General features: G+C 62.6%; 14 protein-coding genes. 4 read left to right on the top strand and 10 right to left on the bottom strand.

Translation table 11 applies throughout. From position 1 onward, the window contains the following. Positions 1-141: 141 nt before the first annotated feature. The 3 genes from NCR38_RS06740 to NCR38_RS06730 form a co-directional block, all read right to left on the bottom strand. Positions 142-1,446 (bottom strand): RNA polymerase sigma factor, encoded by a 1,305-nt coding sequence (locus NCR38_RS06740; RefSeq protein WP_250476644.1) that lies wholly within the window; start codon positions 1,444-1,446, stop codon positions 142-144. After that, a complete protein-coding gene (locus tag NCR38_RS06735; RefSeq protein WP_061117322.1) occupies positions 1,443-1,841 on the bottom strand; it encodes a VOC family protein in 399 nt (132 codons plus the stop codon). Before NCR38_RS06735 ends, NCR38_RS06740 begins: the two co-directional genes overlap by 4 nt. A gap of 87 nt (positions 1,842-1,928) precedes the next feature. Further along, positions 1,929-2,282: a YciI family protein gene (locus NCR38_RS06730; protein ID WP_250476643.1), complete on the bottom strand. Its 354-nt coding sequence runs from the start codon at positions 2,280-2,282 to the stop codon at positions 1,929-1,931. A gap of 334 nt (positions 2,283-2,616) precedes the next feature. Between NCR38_RS06730 and NCR38_RS06725 the strand changes: the two genes are divergently transcribed. Next, the gene (locus NCR38_RS06725; RefSeq protein ID WP_061117324.1) at positions 2,617-3,015 is read left to right on the top strand and encodes a DUF2917 domain-containing protein; all 399 of its coding nucleotides are present in this window, start codon (positions 2,617-2,619) and stop codon (positions 3,013-3,015) included. Positions 3,016-3,027: 12 nt separating this feature from the next. Here the strand turns inward: NCR38_RS06725 and NCR38_RS06720 are convergent, their stop codons facing one another. Together NCR38_RS06720 and NCR38_RS06715 are read right to left on the bottom strand one after the other, a co-directional pair. Further along, positions 3,028-4,683: a tannase/feruloyl esterase family alpha/beta hydrolase gene (locus NCR38_RS06720; protein WP_409219261.1), complete on the bottom strand. Its 1,656-nt coding sequence runs from the start codon at positions 4,681-4,683 to the stop codon at positions 3,028-3,030. A gap of 125 nt (positions 4,684-4,808) precedes the next feature. After that, a complete protein-coding gene (locus tag NCR38_RS06715) occupies positions 4,809-5,669 on the bottom strand; it encodes a LysR family transcriptional regulator (RefSeq protein ID WP_250476641.1) in 861 nt (286 codons plus the stop codon). A gap of 99 nt (positions 5,670-5,768) precedes the next feature. Between NCR38_RS06715 and NCR38_RS06710 the strand changes: the two genes are divergently transcribed. Further along, positions 5,769-7,205 (top strand): DHA2 family efflux MFS transporter permease subunit, encoded by a 1,437-nt coding sequence (locus tag NCR38_RS06710; RefSeq protein WP_284503667.1) that lies wholly within the window; start codon positions 5,769-5,771, stop codon positions 7,203-7,205. Between the two features lie 54 nt (positions 7,206-7,259). After that, the gene (locus NCR38_RS06705; RefSeq protein ID WP_250476639.1) at positions 7,260-8,255 is read left to right on the top strand and encodes an aldo/keto reductase; all 996 of its coding nucleotides are present in this window, start codon (positions 7,260-7,262) and stop codon (positions 8,253-8,255) included. Positions 8,256-8,262: 7 nt separating this feature from the next. Here NCR38_RS06705 and rarD read toward each other — a convergent pair whose 3' ends face one another. Then, positions 8,263-9,138 (bottom strand): EamA family transporter RarD, encoded by an 876-nt coding sequence (rarD, locus tag NCR38_RS06700; RefSeq protein WP_061117329.1) that lies wholly within the window; start codon positions 9,136-9,138, stop codon positions 8,263-8,265. Positions 9,139-9,443: 305 nt separating this feature from the next. On the opposite strand from rarD, the gene NCR38_RS06695 reads away from it, so the two are divergent. Beyond that, entirely contained in the window at positions 9,444-10,499 is a 1,056-nt protein-coding gene (locus NCR38_RS06695) for an AI-2E family transporter (protein ID WP_061117330.1), read from the top strand. Positions 10,500-10,559: 60 nt separating this feature from the next. Here NCR38_RS06695 and NCR38_RS06690 read toward each other — a convergent pair whose 3' ends face one another. The 4 genes from NCR38_RS06690 to NCR38_RS06675 all read right to left on the bottom strand — a co-directional run bounded on the left by NCR38_RS06690 (position 10,560) and on the right by NCR38_RS06675 (position 16,796). Next, on the bottom strand, positions 10,560-12,224 hold the full coding sequence (locus tag NCR38_RS06690) for a SpoVR family protein (protein ID WP_061117331.1): 1,665 nt from the start codon (positions 12,222-12,224) through the stop codon (positions 10,560-10,562). Continuing rightward, positions 12,221-13,486 carry a YeaH/YhbH family protein gene (locus NCR38_RS06685; RefSeq protein WP_061117332.1) on the bottom strand — a complete coding sequence of 422 codons (1,266 nt, stop codon included), beginning with the start codon at positions 13,484-13,486 and terminating at the stop codon, positions 12,221-12,223. The genes NCR38_RS06690 and NCR38_RS06685 overlap by 4 nt, the downstream gene beginning before the upstream one ends. A 216-nt stretch (positions 13,487-13,702) precedes the next feature. Next, entirely contained in the window at positions 13,703-15,625 is a 1,923-nt protein-coding gene (locus NCR38_RS06680) for a PrkA family serine protein kinase (protein ID WP_008349646.1), read from the bottom strand. 409 nt (positions 15,626-16,034) lie between these two features. Beyond that, the gene (locus tag NCR38_RS06675; RefSeq protein WP_250476638.1) at positions 16,035-16,796 is read right to left on the bottom strand and encodes a hydratase; all 762 of its coding nucleotides are present in this window, start codon (positions 16,794-16,796) and stop codon (positions 16,035-16,037) included. Positions 16,797-16,814 lie beyond the last annotated feature (18 nt).

Genomic DNA, 16,814 nt, shown 5'->3' with positions numbered 1-16,814 from the left:
AGTCGCCAGCTTGCCACCGGTTAAAAACCCGACATCTGTAAATAGCCAGAACACGACATTAGGATAAAGCCGCAACAAAGCCAAAATACGCTAATTTGTCTTATGTTAAATCACCAATGCGACTAGCTGAAGTCGAACCCATCACCCCATCTCCCCAGCCCGTCCCAACAAGAACTCCCGCTCCCGCACATTCTTCGTGAGCGCCGCAGCACGCTCGAATTCCGCGCGAGCCTCGTCCTTGCGCCCGAGCCTCGCCAGCAAATCGGCGCGCACGCTCGGCAGCCAGTGATAGCTTCGGAGCGCGGCCGTCCCGGAAAGCGCATCGACTATCGGAAGTGCCGCGTCCGGCCCATACGCCATGCTCACCGCGACCGCGCGATTCAGTTCCACCACCGGCGTCGGCGCGGTCTGCATGAGCGCGTCGTAGAGCGCGACGATCATCGGCCAGTCGGTGTCGGCGGCGGTCGGCGCGCGCGCATGGCACGCCGCGAGCGCCGCCTGCAGCGCGTACACGCCGCGCGCACCGCCGAGCGCTTCGGAGCGTTCCAGCGCCGCGAGCCCGCGCCGGATCAAAAGCGGATCCCAGCGGCTGCGGTCCTGATCCGGCAGGAGCACCGGCCGGCCTTCACGGTCGACGCGCGCCTTCGTTCTCGACGCCTGAATCTCCATCAGCGCGACGAGCCCGTGGACCTCGCTCTCGTCGGGCGCCAATTCGGCCAGGATGCGTCCGAGCCTGAGCGCGTCTTCACACAGGCCCGGACGCATCCAGTCGTCGCCGGCGGTCGCCGAATAGCCTTCGTTGAAAATCAGATAGATGACTTCGAGCACCGAGCCGAGCCGCGCGCCGCGCGCGTCGGCCTTCGGCACCTCGAACGGCACGCGTGCCGCCGATAGCGTGCGCTTTGCCCGCACGATGCGCTGCGCGATCGTCGGCTCCGGCACGAGAAACGCGCGCGCGATCTCATCGGTCGTGAGTCCGCCGATCAGGCGCAGCGTCAGCGCGGCGCGCGCATCGACGGATAACACCGGATGGCATGCCGTGAAAATGAGTCGCAGCAGATCGTCGCCGATATCGTTCTCGCGCGCGGCGTCGAGCGAATCGACGAAATCCGGCGTGATGTGCGCTTCCTGCGCGTCGAGATCGCGCCCGTATTCCTCGTGCTTGCGCGCGTGCAGCGCGTGCTGTCGCAGACGGTCGAGCGCCTTGTTCTTCGCTGTCGTCATGAGCCACGCTCCCGGCTTTTCGGGCACGCCCACGCCCGGTTGGCTCCAGTGCTCCAGCGCGGCGACGAACGCGTCCTGCGCCAGTTCCTCGGCGAGCGCGACATCGCGCACGACGCGCGCCACGCTCGCAATCACCTTCGCGGACTCGATGCGCCACACCGCGTCGATGGCGCGCCGGGCCGCATCGTCCGCGGCGCCCAGCTCCTTCGCGCGCCCGCTCACGCCGCTTCCGGATTCATGTGAACGAGTTCCCAGATATGACCGTCCGGATCTTCGAAGCCGTGGCCGTACATGAAGCCGTGATCCTGCGGCTCGCGCGGCGCGCGTCCGCCCGCGGCGACGGCCTTCGCGACCAGTTCGTCGACTTGCGCCCTGCTCTCGCACGACAGGCACACGAGCGTTTCGGTGCTCGCGTGGGCGTCGGCGATCGGCTTTTCCGTGAACGTCTGGAAGAAGCGTTCCACGAGCAGCATCGCGAAGATGTTTTCGCCGATGACGAGGCACGCGGCGTCATCGTTCGTAAATGCCGGGTCGAAACTCAGGCCCAGTGCCTTGAAGAAGGTCATCGAGCGCTTGAGGTCGCGGACCGGCAGGTTCACGAAGATTTGTTTGTGCATGATGTGCGGTCTCCGGATTGGATCGTTACGCGGCATCGCAGCCGTTATATGCACGACGATCCGCGCGCGCAAAAATCGACACGAACGTCACAAATAGCAAGGCCCGACCTTGCGGACTTCGATGGTGCACCACGTCGCCGCCGGACATTCGGCTGCAATCGCCACGGCCTGCGCATGCGTTTCGCAATCGATCAGAAAAAAGCCGCCGATCATTTCCTTGGCTTCGGCGAACGGTCCATCGATGATGCGGGCATCGCCATTGGCGTTCGTGACGCGCGCCGCATCCTTCAGCGACGTCAGTGATTCCACCGCGCGCAGCACGCCGCGCGCCTTCAGCGCATCGGCGAATTCCGCCATCTGGCGATACGCCTCGCGCCCCTCTTCCTGCGTGCGACGGCCGCGCTGTTCGACCGGTTCCACCACGAGTAACAGATAAGCCACGACGAACTCCGAAAGGTTTGGATGGCGTCCAAGTTAAACCGTCACGCGCGCGCCGGCAAGGTGTTGCCGGGCCGCGCATGTGCATCGCGCGTCTATCTCGATATTGACAAGCGTCATCGCGCCACACGATACTGCGACACATGCACGCAATCCTCACTCTCTCCATCGCCGCGATTAAAAACCGTATGAACGCCATCCGTGGCGGGTCATCGGGACAGCGTGTGCGCTAGCGAGACAGGCAAGCAAACGAATTCCGAAGGCCCCGCCGCAAGACGGGGCCTTCTTGTTTTTGCGTGCAAGGTTCCGTCTTCGGCTCACATCATGGAGAGCAGAGATGGAAGAGGTATCGCAGGTTTTCGCGCGTCATGGCGTCGGTCACGGCGTGGCGTCGGGCCGCCTGAGCGCATCGGGCGCGCGCGTCGTGGTCTACGTCGACGTGCATCCGCATCAGATGGTGTCGTGGCGGCTTACGCGCGATGCCGAATTGCGCATCGGCGGCGCGTCGGCGTGTTCGCTCTGGCTCACGCGTCATCGCGATCCGTACGACTACTGGATGAAGCCCGGCGATGTCGTGCGCCTGTCGCAAGGCGAGCGCGTATGGCTCACATCGGAGAGCGATCAGGCGATCGAGGTGTCGCTCACGTCGTATCGAGTCGCTACGCGCGGGTTCGTGTCGCGCTGGCTTGCCAAGTTCTGGCCACGCATCGCGGACCATCCTGCGAAGGCGCGCTGACGATGCAGTTGCTCAGGGCTCCATGCAGCGAAAGTTCGCCGCGAGGTTGATACTGCCCTTGCCGAGATAACGCGGATAGCCCGGATAACGGCAGATCGGTCGCGTGCGTCCGTTGGTGGCGGGCGCGATATCGCTGCCGAGGAGCGTTTCCGGCGCGACGCCGTTGCTCACCCATTCGTCGAGCGCGCCGAGTTCGTCCCACGCGGGAATGAACACGCCGTTGCCGTGCTGAAATCCCGGCACCATGTAGAGCCGCATGAACGAATCGACAGTGTCCTTCCCGTAGCGATCGATGAGCCCGCGATAGAACGCGATCGTCTGATTCGGGCTGATGACTTCGTCGGCGAGGCCGTGCATCGCGATGAGCTTGCCGCCGTGCGCAATGAACGCGGAGAAATCCGGGTTCATTGCGCCGACGGTGTACGCGAGCGTCACGAGGCGCTGCCTGAAGCGGCCGGGATTGTCGAGGTCGAATGTGAGGGCGCCGAAGTCGAGATCGCGCGTGACGAAGTGGCGGATATAAGCGTCGCCCTGCGCGAAGAGATAGCCGTTCGCGGCGAAAGTCGGCGGAGTCAGAAGCGTCGGCGAGTCGCCGAGTCCGAGCGTCCCGGAGAAGTCGACGCCCTGAAACACGTTGTAGCCCGGATAGGTATCGACGCCGTACGCGAGCGGATACGGCAGCGTGACGCCGTCGCGCAGCGTATCGAGCGTGTCGATCTGCGCGTCGGACAGGCAACTGTCGCGCAAGGAAGGACGCTGCCCGTTCGCGCAACGCAGCGACGCGATGATCTGCGGTTCCAGCTTCCTGCACGCCTCCACGTTGCCGACGATGCCGTCCGCCGCGCCGTCGAGCCGGTCGCACTCGTGCACGACGGTCTCGAACACGCGCCGCTGCTGCGCGACGCCGACGAAGCCTCCCGGCTTCGCATACGACGCCTGGCCCACTTTCACGCCCATGAGCCGCACGCCGGAGAAGTTGATCGCGGGCGCGTTGGCGATCACGCCGTCGTAGTCATTCGGAAAGCGCTCGATCACGGTGAACCCTTCGCGCCCGCCCGTCGAGCCGCCCGCGAAGTAGGTCTTGTCGGGCGTCCGCCCGTAGCCCATCTGGATCAGCGCGAGCGCGACGTCGCGCGTTTTCTTGAGATGACCGAAGCCGAAATTGACGATGGCTTCGTCGTTGCCCGCGAAGTCGGCGCGCCCCGCGTTGCCGACGTGGCCCGAATCCGAACCGAAGGTCGCATAGCCGCGCGCGAGCGGCGTCGAGTCGGGCGCGAACGGCATCGGTTCGGTGCCGGAGACGATCGTGCCGTTGTACCCGCCGCCGCCCATCTGCAGCGCGCGGCCGTTCCAGCGGCTCGGCAGATTGACTTCGAAGCGGATATCGGGCGTCGAGTCCTGCAGCGCCTTGATGAAGCCGGTGATGCGGCAGTATTCGCCGTTGCGGTTGCCGGGCGCGGCCGCCTTGACGACCCACGCGGAAACGATCGTCGCGCCGCGCGTCGGCAGTCCGATGATCGACGCGGGCACGTTCTTGCCTTCGAGGTCGTCGCAATGCTTCGTCACGTACGAGGCCGCGTGGGCGTTCGAACACGCGGCGAGCGCGATTACCGCGAAGAGCGCACGGATGCTTACGTCGGACGAAAATAGGCGGAAGGAGCGAAACACGTCTTGGAAGTGGCTACTTCAAACGCCGCACAATATATAAGAACGAATTGGCGATAGCCATTCGGGTCTGCCGGTCGTTGCAGCGGCACAACCGGCCTCCCTGCCCTCGCGGGCTCCTTTCGATTTCATTCGCCGTCCCACTCGCCGCGAAGGTCGCTGTTTTCGAGAAGCTGCAGCAACGTTTCGGCCGGACGGCTCAGATGTTTCGCGCCGAACGCGATGAACTCCACTTCGGGCAATTCGGGCAGATCCGCGCGATTGACGGGCGCGGCCAATCCCCGGGCCGCGAGAAAATGCGAGCGCACGGTCAAGCCGAGGCCGCCGCGCGCCGCGGCAATGCAGCCCGCGTGACTGCTGCTCGTGCACACCATTTGCCAGCTCGCGCCGCTCATCGCGAGCGAACCGAGTACGACGCCCCGCGTGACACTCGGTTCCGAGACGAGGATGAGCGGCAGCGGACCACTCGTATCGACGATGGTGCCCGGCTTCGCGAGCCATTCGAGCCGTCCGGAGAAAAGCCGCATGCCGCGTGCATCGCCGATGCGCCGCTTGCCGACCGCGAGATCGAGCTCGCCGGCGTCAACCATCTGATAGAGCCGCCCGGTCATGCCGATCGTGATTTCCAGCTCGACGTCCGGATGCGTGTCGCGAAACGCCGCGAGCACGCTCGGCAGCGGCCCGAGCGCGATATCGTCCGATGAGCCGAGCCGAACGCGTCCGCGCAGTCGCGGCGAACTGAATTGCGACTGCGCGTGCGCCATCGCTTCGAGAATCACGCGGGCGTGGACGAGCATCGCTTCGCCGTCGGCGGTGAGTGCGAGCGAATGCGTGTCGCGCACGAACAGGCGCCGGCCGACGCTCTCCTCCAGGCGCCGGATATGCTCCGAGACGCTGGACTGTCGAAGGCCGAGCTGCCGCCCCGCATCGGTGAAACTGTGCGACGCGGCCACGGTCGCGAACGTGTTCAGCCAGAGTGGATTGAGCATGCGTCATTGTGATCGGCATTAACGATGACAGTCAATGCGGTTAGCGGTCTTCCCGATGACTCGGTAAGTCATTAACATTTCACATATTGCGCGACGGGCTTGTTTCTAAGCGCTTTCTTCGTCGCGCGGCGACCACCACCCGCTTCCCACATGACCAAGAGTTCTTCGCACACGGCGCTCCTTTGGATCGTCGCCGTGGGCTTTTTCATGCAGGCGCTCGACACGACCATCGTGAACACGGCGCTGCCTTCCATCGCGCGCAGCCTCCATGCCGCGCCGCTCGCCATGCAGTCGATCGTCGTCGCCTACACGCTCACGATGGCGCTCTTCACGCCTGCTTCCGGCTGGCTCGCGGACCGCTTCGGCACGCGCCGGGTCTATCTCGTCTCGATCTCGCTCTTCGTGATCGGCTCGCTCGCCTGCGCAGGCGCGCATTCGTTGAACCAGCTCGTGCTTGCGCGCGTGCTGCAAGGCATCGGCGGCTCGATGCTGCTGCCGATCGGACGTCTCGCCGTGCTGCGCGCCGTCTCCGGCGAAGCCTACGTCTCCGCACTCGCGATGATCTCCGTCGCCGGCCAGGTCGGCCCGATTCTCGGCCCCACGCTCGGCGGCTGGTTCGTCGAGTCGTTTTCCTGGCACTGGATCTTCCTGATCAACGTGCCGATCGGCGCGGTCGGCCTCTACGCGGTGCAGCGCTTTCTGCCGAACGACACGCTGCACGATGCGCCGCCCTTCGACTTCATCGGCTGCGGCTTGCTGTCGATGTGCATGGTGTCGTTCTCACTCGCGCTCGACAGCCCCGTAGAGACGCATCGCGGCGCGGTGTCCGCGGCGCTCTTCGCGCTCGCGGCGGTGTCGGCGTTCGCGTATGTGCCCTACGCGCGGCACAAGCGCAATCCGCTCTTTCATCTCGCGCTCTTTCAGGAGCCGAATTTCAGCGTCGGACTGATCGGCAATCTGCTGTGCCGCATCGGTTCGAGCGCGGTGCCTTTCCTGCTGCCGCTTCTCATGCAGCTCGAACTCGGCTACAGCCCGCTGCATTCGGGCCTGATGATGCTGCCGATCGCCATCGCCGGGACGCTCAGCAAGCGCTGGATCGCGCAACTCGTGAAGCGCTACGGCTACGACACGTTCCTGCTCGTGAACACGGCGCTCGTGGGCGCGTCGATCGTCGCGTTCGCGCTGTTCTCGCCGACCTTGCCGCTCGTCGTCGAGATCGCGATCCTCGTCGTGTTCGGCGCGTGCAACTCGATGCAGTTCGCGGCGATGAACAGCGTCACGCTCAAAGGCCTCTCGATCAAGGATGCCGGCAGCGGCAACAGCCTCTTTTCGATGGTGCAGATGCTCGCGATCGGCCTGGGCGTTTCCATCGGCGGCTCGCTCGTGCAGGTGTTCCAGGGGCCGTTCTCGACCGCGGCCGGCTTCAGGCTGAGCTTCGTCTGCATGGGCGTGGTGACGCTGCTGTCGGGCCTCGTGTTCCGTTACCTCGATTCCGCGCCGCAGAGCGCCGCGCCCGTGCGCGCCGGCACGTCCTGACAGTTGCGGCTATTCTGACGGTCCCATCGAAATCGTTTCTTCTGGAGCGCAACCGTGCAATACCGCAAATTCGGCAATACCGGTCTCACCGTTTCGCGTCTCACGCTCGGCACGATGACGTTCGGCCTGCAGACCGAGGAAGACGTGTCGCGCAGCATCATGGACCGCGCGGCGGACGCGGGCGTCAATTTCATCGATACGGCGAACGTCTATCCGCTCGGCAGCGGACATGATATCGCGGGCCGGACCGAGGAGATCGTCGGCCGCTGGCTCAAGGGCCGCCGCGATAATTACATTCTCGCGACCAAGGCCGTGCATGAAATGGGGCCGCTCGCGTGGCACAAGGGTGCATCGCGCAAGCATCTGCTCGATGCGATCGACGCGTCGCTCAAGCGGCTCGACACGGATTATGTCGACCTGTACCAGCTTCATAACGACGATCACGACACGCCGCTCGACGAGATGCTCGAAGCGCTCGACACCATCGTGCGGCAAGGCAAGGCGCGGTATATCGGCGTGTCGAATTTTCTGGCGTACCGGCTCGCGCGTGCGCTCGGCCGCTCGGACGTATTGCGCGCCGCGCGCTTCGTTTCCGTGCAGCCGCGTTACAACCTGCTGTTCCGCCAGATCGAGCGCGAACTGCTGCCGCTCGCGACTGAGGAAGGTCTCGCCGTGATTCCGTACAACCCGCTCGCGGGCGGTTTGCTGACGGGCAAGCATAGCTTCGATGCCGGCCCGAGCGAAGGCCGCTTCACCGGCGCGGTCGGCAAGGCGGGCGCGATGTACACCCAGCGTTACTGGCACGAGCGCGAGTTTCATACGATCGAGCAGATCAACAAGATCGTCGCGCCGACCGGGCGCTCGCTCGCGGGCACAGCGCTCGCGTGGGTCCTGGCCAATCCGGCGGTGAGCTCGGCGATCATCGGCGCGAGCCGGCCCGAACAACTCGACGAGACGCTCGCGGCCGTCGATCAGCCGATCGATCCGGACATCAAGGCGAAGCTCGACGAGGCGACGGTCGAATATCGTTTCGGCGACGCATTGCGCTGATCTCGTTTCAGACGCGGGCCGCGCGTGCGCGATACACGCCTTCGAGCGAGTAAATCGCGAGCGCGGCCCAGATCGCGCCATAGCCGATCAACTGATCGTGCCCGAAGAATTCCTGATAGATCACAACGCCGATCAGCAATTGCAGCGTCGGCGTGATGTACTGGATGAGCCCGAGCATCGATAGCGGAATGCGCCGCGCCCCCGCCGCAAAAAGCAGGAGCGGCACCGCGGTCACGGGCCCGGCCGCCGCGAGCAGCAGCTTCACACCGGGCGACGCGTGCGCGAAGCCGCTGCCGCCGTGCGAAGTCAGAAAGAAGAGATAAAGCAGCGCGACGGGACACAGCAGCATCGTTTCGAGCGTGAGACCTTCGAGCGCGCCGAGCGACGCGGTCTTGCGCAAAAGTCCGTAGCCGCCGAACGTCAGCGCAAGCGCAAGGCTGATCCACGGCGGTGCGCCGTTCACCCAGGTCAGCCACAGCACCCCGAGCGCGGCGATCGTCACCGCGATCCATTGCACCGGCCGCAGCCGCTCGTGCAGGAACGCCATCCCGAACACGACGTTGACGAGCGGATTGATGAAGTAGCCGAGGCTCGCCTCGACGATGCGCCCGTCGTTCACCGCCCAGATATAGATGCCCCAGTTCGCCGACAGCAGTACGGCGCTCGCGGCGAAACGCGCAAGCAGGCGCCTGTCGCGCAGAACCGGGCCGAGCCACTTCCATTGACGGCGCACGGTCATGACGATCAGCAGGAAGACCATCGACCACGCCATGCGATGCGCGAGCATCTCGACCGCGCCGATCGAATGCAGGGCCTTGAAGTAGATCGGGAAAAGGCCCCAGATGACGAAGGCCGAGAATGCGTAGATGACGCCTGGATTCATTGTTCGATACGTAGAGCGGAGTGGCCGCGCACGAACGATCGGCTCGTTCGTGCGCGCTTGCCTGGCCGTTCGGCAGGAAAGCGATCCGCAAGGATTGGAAGCCGGATTTTAGTCGACGCGCGGGGTAGCGCTCCAGCGGCAATCGAACGATGGCTGATTCATGGCGAACCCTTGGACGATTTCTTGCTCGAATCGAGAGCGCGAACTGAGCGCGAACTGAGCGCGAAAGCCATTCGGAAGGCTCGTGTTAGCATGCCGCCGCGCGCTTGCCGTTCGCCCTCCCCGCCTGCCCCTATGGTTCCCTGATGAATAACCGCACCGTCCAGCAGAACTTCTTTCACATCTTGTTGTGCGCCGTGACCCTCGCGCTCGCGTGGGTGTTGCTGCCGTTTTTCGGCGCAATCTTCTGGGGCGCGATTCTCGCGATCCTGTTCCAGCCGATGCAGCGCTATCTCGCCGCGCGCTTCGGCAAGCGCCGCAATCTCGCCGCACTGACGACGCTGTCCGCCGCGATCCTGATCGTCATCATTCCGCTTGCGGTCGTCGCGGTGACGCTAGTTCAGGAAGTCGCCCTCGTCTACGCGCGGATCAAGAGCGGCGAGCTGAATTTCGGCCTGTATTTCCAGCACGTCCTGCACGCGCTGCCGGCATCGGCGCAGGCGCTCCTCGGGCGTTTCGGGCTCGACGACATCCCCGGCGTGCAGCGCAAGCTAATCGAAGGCGCGTCGCAAATCAGCCAGTTCGCCGCGACGCAAGCGCTGTCGATCGGGCAGAACACGTTCCAGTTCGTCGTGAGCTTCGGCGTGATGCTGTACCTCGTGTTCTTTCTGCTGCGCGATGGCGGCGAGATCGCCCGACGCATCCGGCGCGCGATTCCGCTGGATCCGGAGCCCAAGCAGCATCTCATCGCGAAGTTCACGGCGGTGGTGCGCGCGACGGTGAAGGGCAATATCGCGGTCGCGGCTGTGCAGGGCCTGCTCGGAGGGCTGATTTTCTGGATACTCGGCATCAACGGCTCCCTGTTGTGGGGCGTGCTGATGGGGTTCCTTTCGCTGTTGCCCGCCGTCGGGGCGGCGATCGTCTGGGTGCCCGCCGCGCTCTATTTCTTCATGACGGGACAGATCATCAAGGGTCTGATTCTCGTCGTGTTCTGTGTCGTGGTGATCGGTCTCGTGGATAACGTGCTGCGGCCGATTCTCGTGGGCAAGGACACGAAGATGCCCGATTGGGTCGTGCTCATCTCGACCCTTGGCGGGATGGCGCTCTTCGGCATCAACGGATTCGTGATCGGGCCGCTGGTGGCGGCGCTGTTCATGGCGAGCTGGGACCTGTTTTCGCAGGACGAGGCGGGCAATCAGTAGCCGCAACGAAAAACCGGCGCTGGATCAGCGCCGGTTTTCCGGGGTTGATGCTCGTGGAGTTCAGCGCGTATTCGGCGCCACATACCGGCACTCGAAGCGCTTTCTCACCGTGCCGTTCTCATCGACGCTTTCGAGATAGACATCGAACTGCCACAAGCGCGCCATGTGCTTGAGGACTTCGTCGCTGTCGTTCGAGAGATGGCGGTTGTCGGTCATGAAGTGACGCAGCGTCAGACTGCGATCGCCACGCGTATTCACCGAATACACCTGGATGTTCGGCTCGCGATGATGAATATCGTATTGCCGCGACAGCGCCTGACGAACATAGCGATAGCCGCTGTCGTCATGAATCGCCGACACTTCGAGTGCGTCGCGCATGTCGTCGTCGAGAATCGAGAACAGGCGCATCTCGCGAATCAGATGCGGCGACAGATATTGCGCGATGAAGCTTTCGTCCTTGAAGTTGCGCATCGCGTAGTGCAAGGACTCCAGCCAGTCGCTGCCCGCGAGGTCGGGGAACCACTCGCGATCTTCGTCCGTCGGGTTTTCGCAGATGCGGCGGATATCGCTCATCATCGAAAAGCCGAGCGCGTACGGATTGATGCCGCTGTAATACGGCTTTGTCACCGGCGGTTGATACACGACGTTCGAATGCGAGTGCAGAAACTCCATCATGAAGCTGTCTTCGAGACGGCCTTCGTTGTAGAGCGTGTTGAGCAGCGTGTAGTGCCAGAACGTCGCCCAGCCTTCGTTCATCACCTGCGTCTGCCGCTGCGGATAAAAATACTGGCCGATCTTGCGCACGATGCGGATGACTTCGCGCTCCCACGGCTCGAGCAACGGCGCGTTTTTCTCCGCGAAGTACAACAAGTTCTCCTGCGGCTCCGGCGGATAGCGGCTTTCGATTTCCTCCGGCGATGGCTCCTTTCCCTTGGGCAGCGTGCGCCACAACTCGTTGACCTGCGATTGCAGATACGCTTCGCGTTCGCGCCGCATCGCCGCTTCCTTCGCAAGCGATAGCTTTTGCGGCCGCTTGTAGCGATCGACGCCATAGTTCATGAGCGCGTGGCACGAGTCGAGCAGTTCCTCGACGCGATCCAGTCCATATCGCTCCTCGCATTCCGCGATGTAATTCTTCGCGTAGACGAGGTAGTCGATGATCGCGTGCGCGTCCGTCCAGAGCCGGAAGAGGTAGTTGCCCTTGAAGAACGAGTTGTGCCCGTACGCCGCGTGAGCGATCACGAGCGCCTGCATCGTCATGGTGTTCTCTTCCATGAGATATGCGATGCAGGGATTCGAATTGATGACGATTTCGTACGCGAGGCCCATTTGCCCCCGCCGATAGCCTTTCTCTGTCGCGAGAAAATGCTTGCCGAACGACCAGTGCCGGTAGTTCACCGGCATGCCGACGGACGCATACGCATCCATCATCTGTTCGGAGCTGATGATTTCCAGCTGAATGGGATAAGTGTCGAGACCGTAACCGTTCGCGACGCGCGAAATTTCAGCGTCGTACTCCTCGATCAGCTCGACGCTCCAGTCCGACGGGCACGGCAGCGGTCGCCGTTTCTCCGAAACATTCATTCTGCCTTCCTCGTGCGCCTCGTCTGCCTCTGCGGACGCCTTGCGTTGCTCTGCCTCAGGCCCCAGTCTGGAAGCCGCACGATCGTCCGTGCCTTCCAGTTGGTACCCACGCGTCTCGTTCTGCCAAGGCCGTGTCGTCATGCGGCCGCCTGCTGTTTTTCGAACAGCTCGCGGAACACCGGATAGATGTCCGCAGCCGAATCGACTTTCTTCATGGCCAGTTCGGGCGCGCCCATCGCAAGCTGAGCATACTCCAACCAGAGATTTTGCTCCTCCGGCGCAACTTGAATATAGGCAAAATACCGGACCTTCGGCAGGATGTCTTCCGACAGCAGCCTGCGGCACTTCGGGGAATCGTCCGTCCAGTTGTCGCCGTCCGATGCCTGCGCGCCGTAAATGTTCCATTCAGTCGGCGAATAGCGCTCGTCCATGATCTTCTTCATGAGCTCGAGCGCGCTCGACACCACAGTGCCGCCGCTTTCGGTCGAATGGAAGAACGTGTCTTCGTCCACTTCCTCGGCGCGCGTATGGTGCCGGATAAACACGACTTCGATCTTTTCGTAGTTCCGTTGCAGGAACAGATACAGGAGGATGAAGAAGCGCTTGGACAAGTCCTTGCGCTGCTCGTCCATCGAGCCGGAGACGTCCATCAGGCAGAACATCACCGCCTTGCTCGATGGCGTCGGCTGCTTCACGCGGTTGATGTAGCGCAGATCGAACGGATCGATGAACGGAATGCGCGTGATCCGGCCCTGCATGACGACGATATCCGCTTCAAGACGCGCGATCTCTTCCGGATCGGCGTTCTCGTCTTTCAATTGCTCGAGCTGGCGCTCCATTTCGCGCAACTGCGACGCGAGCGGCCAGCCGAGCGCGATGCGCCGGCCGAGCGCGCTGCGCAGGGACCTGACCACGTCGATGTTGTTCGGCGTGCCTTCCGCCGCCCAGCCCGCGCGCACGTTCTTCCAGGTAGGCACCGCAAGCAGCTGGGTCTTGACGAGGCGCGGCAGTTCGAGGTCGTCGAAGAAGTACTGCATGAACTCCTCGCGAGACAGCTCGAAAACGAAATCATCCTGCCCTTCGCCTTCGTTGCTTGCGCTCTTGCCGCCGCCGCCCGCGCCGCCCGGCGGACGCGGAATCTTGTCGCCGCGAATGTAATCCGCGTTACCCGGATGGACATACTCGCGCTTGCCGCCCGGTCCGTGACGGAACGAGGGCTCGGAGATGTCCTTCTTGGGAATGGTGATGCTTTGGGTGCTTTGAATGTCTTTGATACTGCGATCGCGCACCGCGTCGGAAACCGCGCGGCGAATGTAACTCTTGACGCGTCGCAGGAAGCGTTCGCGGTTGGCAATGCTCTTGTTCTTGCCGGCTAACCTGCGGTCGATGATTTGGTGCAGCACATCCAGTCTCCCGCGTTATTGGCGAGCTTGGGAGGCGCTGCGCACAGTTTCGACTGATCGCAGCGTCTTTCGTCTCGCAATTCGTCCACTGTGCGGTCCGGACGCAATCCACGCACCCGGGCCGCAGGGGACATCCTGACTATCGCTTGCGCGGGACCGGAGTATGGCGCGTCAGCGCCCGCTCCCGTCGATTCCCCTATTCCTGTCCACTCTACATCACGACGACTTGCGCACGCGCAGATACCAGTCGCACAGGAGCCGGACCTGCTTCGGCGTGTAGCCCTTCGCGACCATGCGGTTGACGAAGTCTTCGTGCTTGCGTTGCTCCTCGGCCGAACCTTTCGCATTGAACGAAATTACCGGCAGAAGTTCTTCGGTGTTGGAGAACATCTTCTTTTCGATCACCACGCGCAGCTTCTCGTAGCTGATCCACGCGGGATTCTTGCCGCCGTTCGCCGCACGCGCACGCAACACGAAGTTCACGATCTCGTTGCGGAAATCCTTCGGGTTGCTGATGCCCGCGGGCTTTTCGATTTTCTCCAGCTCGGCATTCAGCGCCGCCCGGTCGAAGCTCTCGCCGGTGTCGTGATCGCGGAACTCCTGATCCTGAATCCAGAAGTCGGCGTACGTCACATAGCGGTCGAAGATGTTTTGTCCATACTCCGAATACGACTCCAGATACGCGGTCTGAATTTCCTTGCCGATGAACTCGGCATAGCGCGAAGCCAGCACGTCCTTGATGAACGACAGATACTTCTGCTCCGTCTCCGGCGGGAACTGTTCGCGTTCGATCTGCTGTTCGAGCACGTACATCAGATGCACCGGGTTCGCAGCGACTTCGCTCGAATCGAAGTTGAAGACGCGCGACAGGATCTTGAACGCGAAACGCGTGGACACGCCCGTCATGCCTTCGTCGACACCCGCGTAATCGCGATACTCCTGATACGACTTCGCCTTCGGGTCGGTGTCCTTCAGGTTCTCGCCGTCATAGACCTGCATCTTCGAAAAGAGACTCGAATTTTCCGGTTCGTGCAGGCGCGTGAGCACGGCCATCTGCGCCATCATCTTGAGCGTGCCCGGTGCGCAAACCGCCTCGGCGAGGGATGAGTTGCGCAAAAGCTTCTCGTAGATCTTGATCTCTTCGCCGTAACGCAGGCAGTACGGCACCTTCACGACGAAGATACGATCGAGCAGTGCTTCATTGTTCTTGTTGTTGCGAAACGCCTTCCACTCCGACTCGTTCGAGTGCGCGAGGATGACGCCGTCGAACGGAATCGCGCCGAAGCCTTCCGTGCCCTTGAAGTTGCCTTCCTGGGTCGCGGTGAGCAGCGGGTGCAGCACCTTGATCGGCGCCTTGAACATTTCGACGAATTCCAGCAAGCCCTGATTGGCGAGGCACAGGCCACCGGAATAGCTGTATGCGTCAGCGTCGTCCTGCGAATAGGTTTCGAGCTTGCGGATATCCACCTTGCCGACGAGCGACGAGATGTCCTGATTGTTTTCGTCACCGGGCTCGGTCTTCGCGATGCCGATCTGGCGAAGGATGGAAGGATAGCGGCGCACCACGCGGAACTTGCGGATGTCGCCGTTGTATTCGTGCAGGCGCTTCACTGCCCACGGCGAAAGGATGCTCTTCAGATAGCGGCGCGGAATGCCGTACTGCTCTTCGAGGACGGGACCGTCTTCGTCGTAATCGAAGAGGCCGAGCGGCGACTCATTGACGGGCGAACCCTTCAGCGAATAGAACGGAACGCGCTCCATGAGCTGCTTCAGTCGTTCGGCGATCGACGACTTGCCGCCGCCCACCGGACCCAGCAGATACAGGATCTGCTTCTTCTCTTCGAGACCCTGTGCCGCGTGCCGGAAGTACGACACGACGTTCTCGATCACCTCCTCCATTCCGTAGAATTCACGGAACGCCGGATACACCTTGATGACCTTGTTCGCAAACACACGCGATAAACGCGGGTCGAGGCGAGTGTCGACCATCTCCGGTTCCCCGATGGCCGTCAACATGCGTTCGCCCGCTGTTGCATATGTGGCAGGATCTTCTTTGCAGAGCGCGAGATACTCTTCGAGCGAGAATTCCTCCTCGCGGGTTTTTTCGAAGCGGGTCGCGAAACTGCTGTAGATATCCATGCTACCTCCTCGCCGAAGTCAGAAAGCTATGTCGTGCGCAACGCGCGTAATCGAAACGACATCGCTTGAATTCATCCTAAACCCTTTCGAATTTTTTTTCACGCACTTGCGTTGTTCATTTGCTTCGAAGAATTACTAGCTTGGTGAGTTATTTTCGTTCACCTACAATCCTCATCCCAATGTCTCTATCCTGTTGCTCCGCATCGTCCCTGCCTGTTCGCTTCCCCGCGCACTTCGCTACTTGAGCACAGCTTCTGTCCGCCAATGCGAGGCGCGCCTCACTCGCGCGCATGCCTATATCGCTTCATGTCGAATACGTGCGCTCGCGCTCATTCGATGCGATACATGAATGACATCGACGCCCATACGACAGCATCAAGAACCGTTCCCGATGCGGGATATTCCCGCCTCACGCGAGCACGAGTTCCAGTTCGCCGATGCGATCGATCGAGCCATGCAGCATCCCCGGTCCGTCGATGCGATACGCACCCGTATAAGAGCCCGTGGTGATGGTCCAGAACGGTTCGACGGTCAAACCCATGCGGCAACAATGGTTGACGAGCCAGGGCAGCAATTCGCGGGGATCGCCCGCCGGATTGCCGAGCGCTTCCGGCGCGATCGAAACGCCGTCCAGTGTGAATTCCAGGCGCGGCGTGAGGAAGTCGAAGCCCGGCGCGACGACGTCGTAGGGTTCCATGCCCGACACCACGAGCGCGCCATTGTTCTGTGAGTCGGCGAGCTGCGCGAGCGGGTCGAGATTGGGCCATTGCGCAAACCGGCTGTCGACCACTTCGAGCGCGACCGCGATGCCGCCTATCGCATCGAATACTTCCTCGCGCGTGTAAGGGTCATGTCGCGCGGGCAGCGCATAGGCGAAGCGGAACGCGACTTCGAGTTCCACCAGTACGCGAAAAAATGATTGAAAAGGCACGCGCGCGGGCGAGACGTGGACGAGCGCGGCGTCGATAGGCGCGCCCGTGGCGAGCGCATCGGGGGCGCGCGCGCCGATCTTCCATGCGCCGATGCGCGCATCCGACTCTCTCAGCATCTCATGCTGGATTGCGTAGGCGGTGGGCGCGTCGGCCGGAATGTCGGCGGGCTCCAGCGCTTCGATGAGCCGATGCCGGCGGCGGGCGTCCGCGAGCTTCGCGGCGAGTGTCGATCCGGTCATGTCGATATCCTCGTGTGA

The organism is Caballeronia sp. INML1 (assembly GCF_023631085.1).
Classification (GTDB): Bacteria; Pseudomonadota; Gammaproteobacteria; order Burkholderiales; family Burkholderiaceae; genus Caballeronia; species Caballeronia turbans.
Note: the sequence above shows the minus strand (reverse complement) of the source record. Positions and strands in the feature narration are given on the sequence as shown.

What these genes read in the sequence shown, in the direction of transcription:
- NCR38_RS06680 (WP_008349646.1), bottom strand. Translation starts at nt 15,625, where the DNA reads ATGGATATCTACAGCAGTTTCGCGACCCGCTTCGAAAAAACCCGCGAG.
- NCR38_RS06675 (WP_250476638.1), bottom strand. Translation starts at nt 16,796, where the DNA reads ATGACCGGATCGACACTCGCCGCGAAGCTCGCGGACGCCCGCCGCCGG.
- NCR38_RS06695 (WP_061117330.1), top strand. Translation starts at nt 9,444, where the DNA reads ATGAATAACCGCACCGTCCAGCAGAACTTCTTTCACATCTTGTTGTGC.
- NCR38_RS06715 (WP_250476641.1), bottom strand. Translation starts at nt 5,669, where the DNA reads ATGCTCAATCCACTCTGGCTGAACACGTTCGCGACCGTGGCCGCGTCG.
- rarD (WP_061117329.1), bottom strand. Translation starts at nt 9,138, where the DNA reads ATGAATCCAGGCGTCATCTACGCATTCTCGGCCTTCGTCATCTGGGGC.
- NCR38_RS06725 (WP_061117324.1), top strand. Translation starts at nt 2,617, where the DNA reads ATGGAAGAGGTATCGCAGGTTTTCGCGCGTCATGGCGTCGGTCACGGC.
- NCR38_RS06735 (WP_061117322.1), bottom strand. Translation starts at nt 1,841, where the DNA reads ATGCACAAACAAATCTTCGTGAACCTGCCGGTCCGCGACCTCAAGCGC.
- NCR38_RS06690 (WP_061117331.1), bottom strand. Translation starts at nt 12,224, where the DNA reads ATGACGACACGGCCTTGGCAGAACGAGACGCGTGGGTACCAACTGGAA.